Raw genomic sequence first — 12,695 nt, 5'->3', positions numbered from 1 at the left:
TTTATATCATCACAGAGGTTTCTTTAATTTTACTCATGGTTTGCCTATTCAGAAACACATTACAAAAGAAGATACATTAACTGAGACTACAGATATTGACATGGCATCTTTTGTTGGATTACTAATCAAAAGAGAGGCAATATCTAAAATAGGTTTTCCTAAAAAAGAATTTTTCATACATGCCGATGATTTGGAATATTGTATAAGATTAAGAACTGTTGGGAAAATTAAATTAGTTAATAGCAGTATCATTAAACATGCAGAAGGTAGTGTCAAAGGAACATTTGAGAAAACTATTTTAGGATTTAAAGTTAACAGAAGACCCTATGACAAATTATGGATAAATTATTATATGCAACGCAATCTCATATGGTTAGGAAGAAAATATTCAAAAAATAAAATTTCATTATATTTAACAATACTTAAAAATTATCTGATGACCATAATGGGAATTATACTTTTTGATGACCATAAAATCCGAAGAATAAAATTCTACACAAATGCTTATATGGATGGTTTTAACTCAACTTTTGATAACAATAAAGCTAAAGAAATATTATATAACTAGGTGGATAAATATGGGAGTAAAATTTAAAGATATTACTACAGCACAGCCAATTGATATGGAACATTTAAAAGGAAAAGTTTTAACAGTGGATGCTTCAAATTTAATATATAAATTTTTATCTACAATGAGACAGGCGGATGGAACTCCTTTAAAAGATTCTAATGGAAATATAACGTCCCATTTAAGTGGAATCTTTTTTCAAACATCAACATTAATTTCAAAACAGGTAAAACCAATATATGTATTTGATGGAAAAGCACCAGAACTAAAAAGTAAAACCCAGCAGGAAAGAATCGAAATTAAAAAAGAATCCGAAAAGAAATATAAAGAGGCAAAAGAAGCAGGAGATTTGGAAACTGCTAGAAAATATGCTTCTCGAACTGTACATTTGGATAAAAATATTATAGAATCTTCAAAAAAATTATTGGAATTGATGGGATTACCATATGTACAAGCAAAAACAGAAGGTGAAGCACAGGCTTCATATATGGTATCAAAAAAAGATGCATGGGCTGTAGTTTCACAAGATTACGATTGTTTACAATTTGGAGCTACACGAATGTTAAAAAATTTTAAATTATCAGCTTCATCAAAAAATATGGAATTAATTTCATTACAAAAAACATTAGATGACTTACAATTAACACGTGAACAAATGGTTGATGTCGCAATTTTAGTTGGAACAGATTTTAATGAGGGTATATATGGAATAGGTGCTAAAAAAGGAATTAAATTAATACAAAAATATGGTAATTTAGAATCTGCTCTTCAAAAATTGGATAAAACTATAGAAGTAGATCCAAATGAAATCCGTGAAATATTTTTACATCCTGATGTTGTAACAGATTATGATATTAAATTTAAAACGCCAAAAAAAGATAAGTTAATAGACTTTTTATGTGTCGATCATGATTTTGGTGAAGAGAGAACTCTTGCATCAATTGATAAATTAAAAAAAGAAACAGGTCAGACTAGTTTAAACCAATGGTTTTAAATTAGTCTTTTTTTTATTGGAATTATGTTCCAACATCCCAACTATTCATATAATCTTTTTGGTCATCGGTTAGTTGGTCTATTTCTATTCCCATGGTTTGAAGTTTTAGTTTAGCTACTTCAATATCCACTTCGTCTCTAGTTTTGTATACTCCTGGTTCCATATCTTCATTAAGTATACGTTTTGCTGATAAAGCTTGCATAGCGAAACTTAAGTCCATTATTTCTGCAGGATGTCCTTGTCCATGTTCTCCTGCTAAGTTCACTAATCTTCCACCAGCTAATAAATATACATTTCTTCCGTCTTTTAAGGTATAACAGTCGATATCTGGTTTTATGTTTTCTTGTTTTTCAGTTCTTGCTAGTAAGTCATTTTCGTTGATTTCTACATTAAAGTGTCCTGCATTGGATAACATACATCCGTCTTTTATGTGGTCAAAGTCATCTCCTGAAATTATGTCACGATTTCCTGTTGCTGTGATAACTATGTCTGCTTCTTCAAGTGCTTTTTTAACGGTCATTACTCTGTATCCGTCCATTCTTGCTTCAAGTGCTCTGATTGGATCTACTTCTGTAACGATTACGTTAGCTCCCAATCCTTTACCACGCATAGCGATTCCTCTACCACACCAACCGTATCCACAAACGACTACGTTTTGTCCGGCAATTACAGAATTGGTTGTTCCCATGATGGAATCGAAGGTTGATTGTCCTGTACCATATCTGTTGTCAAATAGGTATTTCATGTATGAATCATTTACAGCCATTACAGGAATTTTAAGTGCTTTGTCCTGGTGCATTGCTTTGAGTCTGTGAATACCTGTAGTTGTTTCTTCACATCCTCCTTTAAGTTTTTCGAGTAATTCTGGTCTTTCTTTGTGGATTAAAAATATTAAATCTGCACCATCGTCTATAACAATATCTGGTTCGTAATCCAAGACTTTATTAAGATGTTCATAATATTCTTCATTGGTTTGACCGGTCCATCCATACATATTCAAACCTAGTTTTGCTCCGGCGGCTGTTGCATCATCTTGTGTAGAAAGAGGATTACATCCAGTCATAACTACTTCTGCTCCACCAGCTTGTAATGTCAATCCAAGGTTAATGGTTTTTGGTTCTAGGTGTAAACATGATCCGATGGTTATTCCTTCGAATGGTTTTGTTTCTTCAAATTCTTTCTTGATACTTTCTAGTACGGGCATGTGTCTTTGTACCCATTTAATCTTTTTTTCTCCTTGAGGAGCTAAGTTAATATCTTTAATATCATATGCCATTAGTAAACCTCTTACATCATTAATTAATATATTTAGTTTATTTGAAAATATTAATAATTGTTATGTAAAAATGACTTTATAATAAATAATTTTTATTTAATTTAAAAATAGTTTCTTTTAAGGAAGTGAAAAAAAAATGTAGAAAAGTGAATTTCTACATTATAATTTTAGGAATCTAGTTATAAGATACTAATTCTTTTTCTTTTGTAGGTTTAACTTTTTTCATAGCTTTTTCAAATTCTGACATGTAAACTTCTTCAGATTCTATGTCTTCTCTTAAGGTTAACATTACAGCTTCTCTGCATACTGCTTCGATATCTGCTCCAACAAATCCTTCTGTTTTTTCTGCAAGTTCTTTAATATCTACATCTTCAGCTAATGGCATGTCTTTTGTATGTACTTTGAATATTGCTTCTCTTGATTTTTGATCTGGTAATCCTACTTCTACATGTCTGTCAAATCGGCCCGGTCTGAGAAGTGCTGGGTCAATTATATCTGGTCTGTTGGTTGCTGCAATTACTGAAATATCATGTAATTCTTCCATTCCATCCATTTCAGTTAATAACTGATTTACCACTCTTTGTGTTACTCCACTATCTAATGAATCTCCTCTGGTGGATGCTATTGCATCAATTTCATCAAAGAATATTACTGTTGGGGCAGTTTGTCTTGCTTTTCTGAAAACTTCCCTAATACCTTTTTCTGAATCTCCCACCCATTTGGATAGAAGTTCTGGTCCTTTTACAGATATGAAGTTTGCATCACTTTCATTTGCTACTGCTTTAGCAAGTAACGTTTTTCCAGTTCCTGGAATACCGGTTAATAATACTCCTTTAGGTGGTGTAATTCCAAATTTTTTGAATTTATCAGGATTTTTTAAAGGCCATTCAACTGCTTCTTTAAGTTCTTGTTTTGCTGCAGATAAACCTCCGACATCATCCCAACTAACATCCGGAATTTGAACTAGTACTTCTCTTAATGCGGATGGTTGAATTTCTTTTAAAGCATCTTTGAAGTCTTTTTTGTTTAGTACCATTTTGTCAAGAATTTCTTGTGGAACTTCTTTGTCTGTTTGTACTTCAGGTAAAACTCTTCTTAGTACTCTCATAGCGGCTTCTTTACATAATGCTTCTAAATCAGCTCCAACAAAACCATGAGTTACTTCGGTAAGTTCATTTAAGTCGACATCTTCAGCTAAAGGCATGTTTCTTGTGTGAACTTCTAAGATTTCTTTTCTTTCATCTTTGTCTGGAACACCAATTTCTATTTCCCTATCAAATCTTCCAGGTCTTCTTAAAGCTTCATCAATTGCATCAGGTCTGTTTGTTGCTCCAATTACAACTACTTCCCCTCTGCTTTTTAGACCATCCATTAAAGTTAAAAGTTGTGCAACAATTCTTCTTTCTACATCACCAGTTACATCTGCTCTTTTTGGGGCTATTGCATCCAATTCATCAATGAATATTATTGAAGGACTATTTTCTTCAGCTTCTTCAAATAATTCTCTTAATTGTTCTTCTGAACCTCCAACATATTTACTCATTATTTCTGGACCATTAATTACAATAAAGTGGGCATTTGTTTCATTTGCCACAGCTTTTGCAAGTAATGTTTTACCAGTTCCTGGTGGTCCATGTAATAATACACCTTTTGGAGCTGAAATTCCTAATTGTTTGAATAATTCTGGTCTTTTTAATGGAATTTCAACCATTTCTCTTATTTTTTTAACTTCGTTTTCAAGTCCACCAATATCTTCGTAAGACACATCAATGAGGTTTTCTACTCCTTCAAATTTATTTGGATCAACTGGTTTGGTTTCCATTTCAATTTGAGTATCTTCTGTGATTTTTACAGGACCTAATGGTTTTGTATTAATTACGGCTAATTTTATTTCACCTATGGATGTCATGTTTGTCATCATTTGGTTGATGAAGTCATCGAACATCATGTTTGGTGTTTTTGGTTGTTGTCTTCTTATACCTGTAACTATGATGTCACCTTTATTTACAATTCTATTTAAGAATACTCCATTTAAATTTCCCTGTATTGCTATTTCTTGATCTACTGGAGCTAATTTAACTTTTTTTGCTTCTTTAATTTGTGCTTTTCTTATTGTTACTTCTTCACCTATGGAAGTTCCAGCATTTTTTCTAAGGTAACTGTCAATTCTTAGAATTCCTAAACTAGCATCAGCTTGTGAAGCAACTACTGTGGCTGTTGTTATTTTATTTCCTTCGATTTCTATTACATCGCCATCTTTTAGACCTAGACTTTCCATACATTTTGGGTCTATTCTTGCTACGGATCTACCTATGTCTGATTGGGAAAATGCTTCTGCTACTTTTAATTTTAATTCATTTTCCATATTATCTCCTCCATTTTTTTAATTAAATTATTTGATTAGATTGATTTTTTTATTTACTTTTTGTAATAATAATTATATTTTATTTAGTATATAAAGGTTACTAAAATATTCTATAAAAAAATTATTTTAATTACTTTTTGTAATTATAACTATAATTATTTTAATATATATACTTTACGGTTTGTTTTTTAAAAAAAATAATTTAATCATTTTAATACGAGAATGTTAATGATAATTAAAATGGAATTATCTAATTATTCCACCGATTCCTTTCAGATAATTCTCAACATAATTCTTTTCATGTTTATTAAATGTGGAGTAATGGAATGTTAAACTCATGTTGTCTTCATGAATTTGTTCTCCAGTATAAACATCAATCAATTCAACGTTTATTACTGGTTTAATATTTTTAAACATATTTAGCAATATATTTTTATTGCAGCGTTTAGGAAACATTACTGAAACATCAAATTCACATAGTTTTGTATTGTTTTTCTTCCAGTTGAACAATTCTTCATCAGATAATTTGTTAATATTTGAAATTTTCAAGGTTGTCTTTTGATTATTGTCATTGATTAAAGTAACAGTATCTGCCGTAACATTTTCAACAGTTCCAACATGTATTTTTTTGGAATATTGGTGTTCAACACCAATTTCTTCCCCTATGGATTTTTTTAACACATTCAAATCGTTAGTTAAAACATTAATTGCTTTATCTGATCTACCTAAAGCTTCTTCAAATTCATCTAAATGTTTGGCAGAATTACTCATATTTTCTACAAACAATTCCTCTTCTCCATTTTCAATTAGGTTACATAAACGGATACTTTCTTCAATTAAAGTTTTTCTTGAAATAGCCGTTTCATTATTAGATTTTTGAATAGAATAATATAAGTACGGATTTTGGGATACAATACGACTTATCATATCTAACATAAGACTATATATTGGACTAGCAAATTCTCTGGATTTTTTTACACTGATATCCAATTTTTTTATAGTAGAAGCTATACTGATATATGAAAAATGTGTAATTCCTTGTACAACACTCATTATTTTATCATGTTCTTCCGGAGTTGATATTACAATATGTGTGTTTTTATTTTCTAAAAATTTTTTTATATTTTCAAAAGATTTCTTTGATCTATTTTCAATTGGAGTTAATATTACAACTTGTCCTTCTATTGATGGAACTCTAGGCCCAAACATTGGATGGCAGGGTAATATTTCCGTGTTTTCTGGTGCATATTTTATTAAAGCTTCTGTTGGTTCTTTTTTTACTGATGTAATATCCATTAGTAAAGATTTTTCGGGAGCATAAGGAGCAACATCTTTAATAGTTTCTACCATATTTTCTATAGGGACAGAAAAAATAATTAAATCTGCATTTTCAATTGCTTCAATATTATCATTACTATACCCAGTATTAATTTTTTTAGCTATTTTTTCACCAGAAGTTTTGTTACGACTTGTGATTGTGACATTCAATCCTTCTTTACTAAGTTGTTGAGCAATCCATTTTCCTAAACCTCGTGTTCCTCCGATAATAGTCACATTTTTAATATTTTCACAAGTCATTTTTTAACCCCTTAATTTTTAATATATTATATTTTTATTATTATATTTCTATTTTGGGGGTTTTTCTTTTTCCATAATATTCTGATATAACATCCACTAATTCTTTAGTTTTGGGATTATTTAATAATTCTTTATATGCTTCTAAGTCTTCTGTTGATTTCAGATAAATACCTTTTTTCTTTATTGCTTGTCCTTTAATGGTTGGAACTAATTCAACGAACACCATTTGTTTATTATTATTTTCAGGAGGTTTTACAACAAATAATCCATCAATTGTTGTTTCAATTCTTTCCCATTCTCCTGATTCTTCAATTGTTTTAACTAAATATTTTTTTTGTTCTGCGTTCATAATTTTTTTATTCACCTTTGTTTTTGTATTACTAATTTTATTATTAATCATATAAAAGTATTACTAATTTATCATTTAATCATAATATTTATTATTTGACATAATAATTATTAAAAATGAAAATCATAGAAAGAAGTATGCAAATAAAAAATCAGGATAAAAAACAGGGATTAATAGAAGTTATTCCAGAAAGTATTGATGATTTATGGCATTTATCACATATTGTGGAAGAAAATGATTTTGTATCAACTTTAACTACGAGACGTATTCAAGATAATGATAGTGGAAAAACCAGAGCTGATCGGGGAGTTAAAAAAACATTTTTCTTGGGAATTCGTGTTGAAAAGATAAGTTTCCATAAATATACTGGAATGTTACGTTTTACTGGTGTAATAGAATCAGGTCCTGAAGATTTAATACCTTTAGGTTCTCATCATACAATAAATGTACAAATAAATAGCAGTATAAAAATCCAAAAAAGATGGAATAAATGGTCATTGGATAGGTTACAACAGGCAGTAGATTCTTCTAAAAGACCTACTGAAATAATTATTGCAATAGAAGACAATACTGCTGATTTAGGAATAATTAAACAGTATGGTATAGATTATATAGGTCCTATTATTGGGGATATTTCAGGAAAAAGAAATATTGCAAAAGATCGTCAAGATAAAATAAATAATTATTATGAAGAGATTACTAAAACTATTAGACAGTTTGATAAAATAAACAAACTAATTATAATTGGGCCGGGTTTTACTAAAAATGGATATTATAATTATTTAGAAGAACATCACTCTGATTTGGCTAAAAAGTCTATATTGGAAAGTACAGGTTCTGGTGGTCATGCAGGTATTCAAGAAGTTCTTAAAAATGGTCTCATAGAATCATTGTCAAAAGATGCTAAAATTGCATCAGAAATATCTTCAGTAAATAAATTATTAGAACAGATAGGTAAATCTTCTAATTTGGTAACTTATGGAGTAAAACAAGTTTCAATGGCTACAAATATGGGAGCAACAGAAAAATTACTTGTCTTAGATACTTTTGTTAGAGAAAAAGAGACTCAAAATATAATGAATACAGTAGAAAATATGGGTGGAACAGTAGAAATTATCAGTAGTGAACATGATGCCGGTAAACAATTGGAATCTTTAGGTTCAATTGCTTCATTTTTACGTTATCCAATATAGTTAAAATTTTATACTAATATTTTTATAAATATAACATAGGAAAATAAATTATTAGTAAAAATATTTTACTTAATAAAAATTATACAAAATGATTAGGTGAATATATGGAAATATATCTAATGTGGATATGTGCATTTATTCTCACCTTGATTTTAACAATATTATTCACAGTAATATTTACTAAGATTAAAGGAAATCTTTTTGAAGACATACGTGGAGGAATCCCTAGAGGAGTGGGAATAGCACCATTTTTAGCAATGTTGGTATTTTTCCCAGCACCTTATAACATTCTTATAGCAATTATAGGTATTACTGCATTTATTGATGATGTAATTGGCCGAGTTAGACTAAATTCTTATATAGAGTTAGGACAATTCTTTAGAGGTCTAGGTTTACTAATTGTTATGATAATGGGTTATATTATAATGGGTCCTGTAGCAATATTGGTAGCTTTAATGATACAAATATTAAATATTGCAGATATGCAACCAGGAACTGCTTGTATTACAGTTATATTGATGTCTGTATTGTCATTTGCTATTTTATCCATATTGCACTCTCCTGCATTCTATATTCCAGTACTATTAATTGCAATAACGTTAGGTTATATTTCATTAGATTATTCTGGATATATAATGATGGGAGAAATAGGAAATCATTCTTTCGGTGTAGCTCTTGGAATATGTCTTGCATTGGTTTCAGCAGCATTAACTAAAGTAATTGTTCCTGCTAAAATATTTTATCCAGTTGAATTTATAGTTATGTTATTATTATTCTTAATCACTGCATTAATTATTGCATATTTAAGAAGAGAAACTTTAGAATACTATTTAAGCACCTATTTACATATTGAAAATCCTACATTTGGTGACTATGTAATGGATGTTTTAACTGGTGGTGGATTAGGAGATTTATGTAGGAAATTATTCTTAGGAGATTCTCAAATAAAAGTGGATAATTCATTTTTAAAATCATTAGGTGCAAGAAGACTATTGTATAATCCTGTAAAAATTAAAAAAACTTCAAATAATCAATCTTTAAGTAGGACTGGTTTATCTCAAGAGGATTAGTCTTATTTAATTTACTATTTTTTATTATTTTTTTTGACCTAAAAATCAAAACATTTATATATATTTTATATTAAACTTATCAGTGTTAATACATAGTTTAGGGAGATATGTAAAATGTATGAAGTAGTTTTAGAAAGAGAAGATTGCACAATGTGTGGAAATTGTGTTGAATTAGATGAAACATTATTTACTTTTGATGATGATGATAGGGCAACTATCATAGGTTCTATCAGACAAGATGATGTCGATGAATTAGAAACCGATGAAATCGAAATTTACAAAGAAGCTTCAGATAATTGTACTGGTGAATGTATCGAAGTTTACGATGAAGAAGGAAATCCTGCATAATTTTTTTTTGAAGAAGCAGTTTCATCTTTTTCAAAATTTTTTTCTATTATATTATACTTTTTTTTAATCTATATTTTTACAATGATTTTATTAAATATTGACAATAAATATTAAATTATTGAATTTATTTTAAATAAAACTAAGGTTGTATTTTTAATGAAATTATTAATTTTTGTTACTGGAAGGGGTACTGGAGGGGATGCAGTAACCGCTTACAATATTTTTCAAGCATTAAATGAAAAAAATGTGGAATCCAAAATAGTTTTAGATCCATCTGCACCGGGGTATTATTTTAAAAAACGTAATGTTGAATGGTTAAAATCTCCAATTCCTGCTGCAGGAGGACACGCATCTTCAAAATCAAGATTATTTAAAGCAGGTCTAAAATCATTAAAAGCAGTTTGTTCAGGTTCTAGATTAATCAAAAAAGAAAAGGCTGATGGTGTTGTAGGAGTAATAGGTGGAGGGGTCGTTATCGGCTGTTTATCTGCTAAACTTGCTGGTGTTCCATCTGTTGGTATTGCTGCTACACCTACTGATACTAAAGTATCTTTGAAATTAAATCCAACAATGCTTTTACCTGAATCACCGGATTTTACTAATGCTGATGTTGAATCTAAGTACGATGTAAGAAAACAGTATTCCCCAATAAAATCAGATATAATACATGGAAATAAGGATAATATTTTATCAAAATTACCTTCTAAATTTGATCCAAATAAAAAATCAGTACTATTCTCATCAGGTTCCACTTTATTTGATGATATGGCATATGCTGCAAGAAAATATGCTGAAGAAAATGATGATATAAATATTTTCGTAATTGGTGCACCTTTAAAAGAAGAATTAGAAGAAGTAATTAATCATCCTAATATTATGAATTTGGGTTACATTAATTATATGGATGATTTATACGATTTAATTGATTTGGCTATTATCACAGATGATGGTTTAACATTACATGAAACATTGGCCTGTCAAATTCCTGTAGTAGTTGTTTTAGGAGTTAAATATGGACGTTATCATGGATTATCCAAGGTATTTGATGGAGCTGTGATAGAAAGTAATGTTGACAATATATCAGAAAAAGTAAATTATGCACTTGAAAATTATGATCAAATGTATAATTCTACAAAAATTTATTCAGAAGATATTATTAATGGAACAGATGATTTAACAAATTTTTTAATAACTCATATATCCAAATAATATCCTTTTTTTATGTAAGCTTATTTTTTTTTAAATATATGTTTAAGTACTATCGAAAAAATCAATCTTAGGCTTAACATGAACTACTCTTAATTTATTAAACACATTTTTCTATTGAATTAGTAAATGGGTAATACAAAATTCAATTTATTATCAACAACCTACTTATTTTTTACGCAAATATTTTTTAAGATTTATTTTACATGTATCTTTTATAATATTCTGTTAATTTTGATATTCCATCAGTTGATGGATGAATTTCTAAGAAATTATCGAATTCATCTGCTTTTTTACCATCTTTTTTTGCTTTAACCATATATGGTAATGCTATGTTTGAAGAGGGTGCTATTGAAATTATATTGTTAATTTCATTTGATTCTAGGTCAATGTTTTCTTTAGTGTAACCATTATTGCCTTCAAGTGTGTACCAAAATGATCCTGGTCCGGCCGCTCCGGGTAATTTTATATCTTTTCCATTGTCTGAAACATCAGTTCCTAATAAATAACTTACATCATAGGGTAATGTTACAGTCATAGGTATTAATGAATAGTCCGGTTTGATTTGATTGCCCATAATATTTTTTATGGCAGCCATACCTTCCATTCTTGAAACAGGAGTGGATAATATACCACCAATTACGTCTCCTGCAGCATAAATGTCCTTATTTGAGGTTTGCATATATTCATCTACAATTATATGACCTTTTTCATCTATCTCCACAAAGTCTTTTACGATTTCTGAATTTGCTTTAACACCAGTTGCAAGTAGAACTCTACCTTCTATTTCTCCATAATTTGTTATAACTGATGTATCTGTAATTTCTTTAATAATGACATTTTCATGTATCATTGTATTTTTTAATAATTTAGATACAATATACTCTTCAGCTTCAGTGTCATTTAGTATTTTAAGGAACTGTGTTCTACACAATACATCAACTTGACTTCCCATTGAAGAATAAATCCCAGCATATTCTGCAGCAGTAGAACCTCCACCAATAATAACTAATTTTTCAGGTACTTCTTTTAATTTTAAAGTATCTTTATAAGTCATCGCTTTTTCTGCACCTTTAATTTTGGGAATATTTGGAGAAGATCCTGTACAAATCAATAGTTTATCATAAGGATATTCATCATCTTCATCTACTATTACGATTTTTTCTTCAGCGTTTACCGTAGCATTTCCATGAACAAATTCAACACCAGTATTTACAGTTTCTTTACTAATAATTTTGTGAATTTTCTTCTGTGTTTCTTTTATATGTTTGGAAATGTTTTCATAGTTTATTTTAGGTTCGAAATCTAATACACCTATTTTATTAAAATTCTCTGCATCTCTTATATGCCTAGCAACATCACTTAATGCACAAACTACCATACATGCTTGATTTAAACATTTTCCACCAATATGTTTTTTTTCAATTAGAGTAACATCATTTCCATTTTCAGCAGCATACATTGCAGCAAAACGTCCTGCAGGTCCTGCTCCTATAATTACGATTTTCATAATATCACATAAAATGTTTCCTTAATTATTATTTTGTAATAAAAATAATAACAGTTTTTCGTTAAAGACTTAATTTTTTTAGAAAAAATGTTCTTAAATTGTAAAATCATGTTTTTAGTCTTATTTTTAAGACTCAAAAATGATAAGTATATTTATAAAAGTGTATATAAAAAAGTAATTTAGTTAAGGGGTTTATTTAAAATAGTATTATTTAATTAACTGTGTTTTGTTTCAGATA

At 29.1% G+C, this 12,695-nt stretch carries 10 protein-coding genes and 1 pseudogene; 6 read left to right on the top strand and 5 right to left on the bottom strand.

Annotation, left to right across the window (positions count from 1 at the left end; genetic code table 11):
* Both QZZ11_RS04655 and fen read left to right on the top strand, forming a co-directional pair.
* A pseudogene (locus tag QZZ11_RS04655) lies at positions 1-568 on the top strand (rhamnosyl transferase); the annotation flags it as partial.
* Between the two features lie 10 nt (positions 569-578).
* Positions 579-1,562 (top strand): flap endonuclease-1, encoded by a 984-nt coding sequence (gene fen / locus QZZ11_RS04650; RefSeq protein ID WP_292474014.1) that lies wholly within the window; start codon positions 579-581, stop codon positions 1,560-1,562.
* Positions 1,563-1,584: 22 nt separating this feature from the next.
* Here the strand turns inward: fen and QZZ11_RS04645 are convergent, their stop codons facing one another.
* The 4 genes from QZZ11_RS04645 to QZZ11_RS04630 form a co-directional block, all read right to left on the bottom strand.
* Complete coding sequence (locus QZZ11_RS04645; protein WP_292474012.1) at positions 1,585-2,838, bottom strand: adenosylhomocysteinase; 1,254 nt, start codon at positions 2,836-2,838, stop codon at positions 1,585-1,587.
* Positions 2,839-3,013: 175 nt separating this feature from the next.
* Positions 3,014-5,203, bottom strand: a complete 2,190-nt coding sequence (locus QZZ11_RS04640; protein ID WP_292474011.1) for a CDC48 family AAA ATPase — start codon at positions 5,201-5,203, stop codon at positions 3,014-3,016.
* Between the two features lie 246 nt (positions 5,204-5,449).
* Positions 5,450-6,781 carry a prephenate dehydrogenase gene (locus QZZ11_RS04635; RefSeq protein WP_292474009.1) on the bottom strand — a complete coding sequence of 444 codons (1,332 nt, stop codon included), beginning with the start codon at positions 6,779-6,781 and terminating at the stop codon, positions 5,450-5,452.
* Between the two features lie 40 nt (positions 6,782-6,821).
* Positions 6,822-7,130, bottom strand: coding sequence for a hypothetical protein (locus QZZ11_RS04630; protein WP_292474008.1), 309 nt, complete (start codon positions 7,128-7,130; stop codon positions 6,822-6,824).
* Positions 7,131-7,246: 116 nt separating this feature from the next.
* Here QZZ11_RS04630 and QZZ11_RS04625 point away from each other — a divergent pair, with 116 nt between their 5' ends.
* From QZZ11_RS04625 to QZZ11_RS04610, 4 genes are all read left to right on the top strand, one after another.
* Positions 7,247-8,323: an mRNA surveillance protein pelota gene (locus QZZ11_RS04625; RefSeq protein ID WP_292474006.1), complete on the top strand. Its 1,077-nt coding sequence runs from the start codon at positions 7,247-7,249 to the stop codon at positions 8,321-8,323.
* A gap of 104 nt (positions 8,324-8,427) precedes the next feature.
* Positions 8,428-9,393, top strand: a complete 966-nt coding sequence (locus QZZ11_RS04620; RefSeq protein ID WP_292474004.1) for a cell wall biosynthesis protein — start codon at positions 8,428-8,430, stop codon at positions 9,391-9,393.
* A 114-nt stretch (positions 9,394-9,507) separates the two neighbouring features.
* A complete protein-coding gene (locus QZZ11_RS04615; RefSeq protein WP_292474003.1) occupies positions 9,508-9,741 on the top strand; it encodes a ferredoxin in 234 nt (77 codons plus the stop codon).
* 156 nt (positions 9,742-9,897) lie between these two features.
* Positions 9,898-10,950: a glycosyltransferase gene (locus QZZ11_RS04610; protein ID WP_292474001.1), complete on the top strand. Its 1,053-nt coding sequence runs from the start codon at positions 9,898-9,900 to the stop codon at positions 10,948-10,950.
* Between the two features lie 199 nt (positions 10,951-11,149).
* Here QZZ11_RS04610 and QZZ11_RS04605 read toward each other — a convergent pair whose 3' ends face one another.
* Positions 11,150-12,457 (bottom strand): NAD(P)/FAD-dependent oxidoreductase, encoded by a 1,308-nt coding sequence (locus QZZ11_RS04605; RefSeq protein WP_292473999.1) that lies wholly within the window; start codon positions 12,455-12,457, stop codon positions 11,150-11,152.
* Between the last annotated feature and the right edge of the window lie 238 nt (positions 12,458-12,695).

Origin of the sequence: Methanosphaera sp. (genome assembly GCF_016282985.1) — an archaeon.
GTDB lineage: Archaea > Methanobacteriota > Methanobacteria > Methanobacteriales > Methanobacteriaceae > Methanosphaera.
Note: the sequence above shows the minus strand (reverse complement) of the source record. Positions and strands in the feature narration are given on the sequence as shown.

What these genes read in the sequence shown, in the direction of transcription:
- fen (WP_292474014.1), top strand. Translation starts at nt 579, where the DNA reads ATGGGAGTAAAATTTAAAGATATTACTACAGCACAGCCAATTGATATG.
- QZZ11_RS04645 (WP_292474012.1), bottom strand. Translation starts at nt 2,838, where the DNA reads ATGGCATATGATATTAAAGATATTAACTTAGCTCCTCAAGGAGAAAAA.
- QZZ11_RS04640 (WP_292474011.1), bottom strand. Translation starts at nt 5,203, where the DNA reads ATGGAAAATGAATTAAAATTAAAAGTAGCAGAAGCATTTTCCCAATCA.
- QZZ11_RS04635 (WP_292474009.1), bottom strand. Translation starts at nt 6,781, where the DNA reads ATGACTTGTGAAAATATTAAAAATGTGACTATTATCGGAGGAACACGA.
- QZZ11_RS04630 (WP_292474008.1), bottom strand. Translation starts at nt 7,130, where the DNA reads ATGAACGCAGAACAAAAAAAATATTTAGTTAAAACAATTGAAGAATCA.
- QZZ11_RS04625 (WP_292474006.1), top strand. Translation starts at nt 7,247, where the DNA reads ATGAAAATCATAGAAAGAAGTATGCAAATAAAAAATCAGGATAAAAAA.
- QZZ11_RS04620 (WP_292474004.1), top strand. Translation starts at nt 8,428, where the DNA reads ATGGAAATATATCTAATGTGGATATGTGCATTTATTCTCACCTTGATT.
- QZZ11_RS04615 (WP_292474003.1), top strand. Translation starts at nt 9,508, where the DNA reads ATGTATGAAGTAGTTTTAGAAAGAGAAGATTGCACAATGTGTGGAAAT.
- QZZ11_RS04610 (WP_292474001.1), top strand. Translation starts at nt 9,898, where the DNA reads ATGAAATTATTAATTTTTGTTACTGGAAGGGGTACTGGAGGGGATGCA.
- QZZ11_RS04605 (WP_292473999.1), bottom strand. Translation starts at nt 12,457, where the DNA reads ATGAAAATCGTAATTATAGGAGCAGGACCTGCAGGACGTTTTGCTGCA.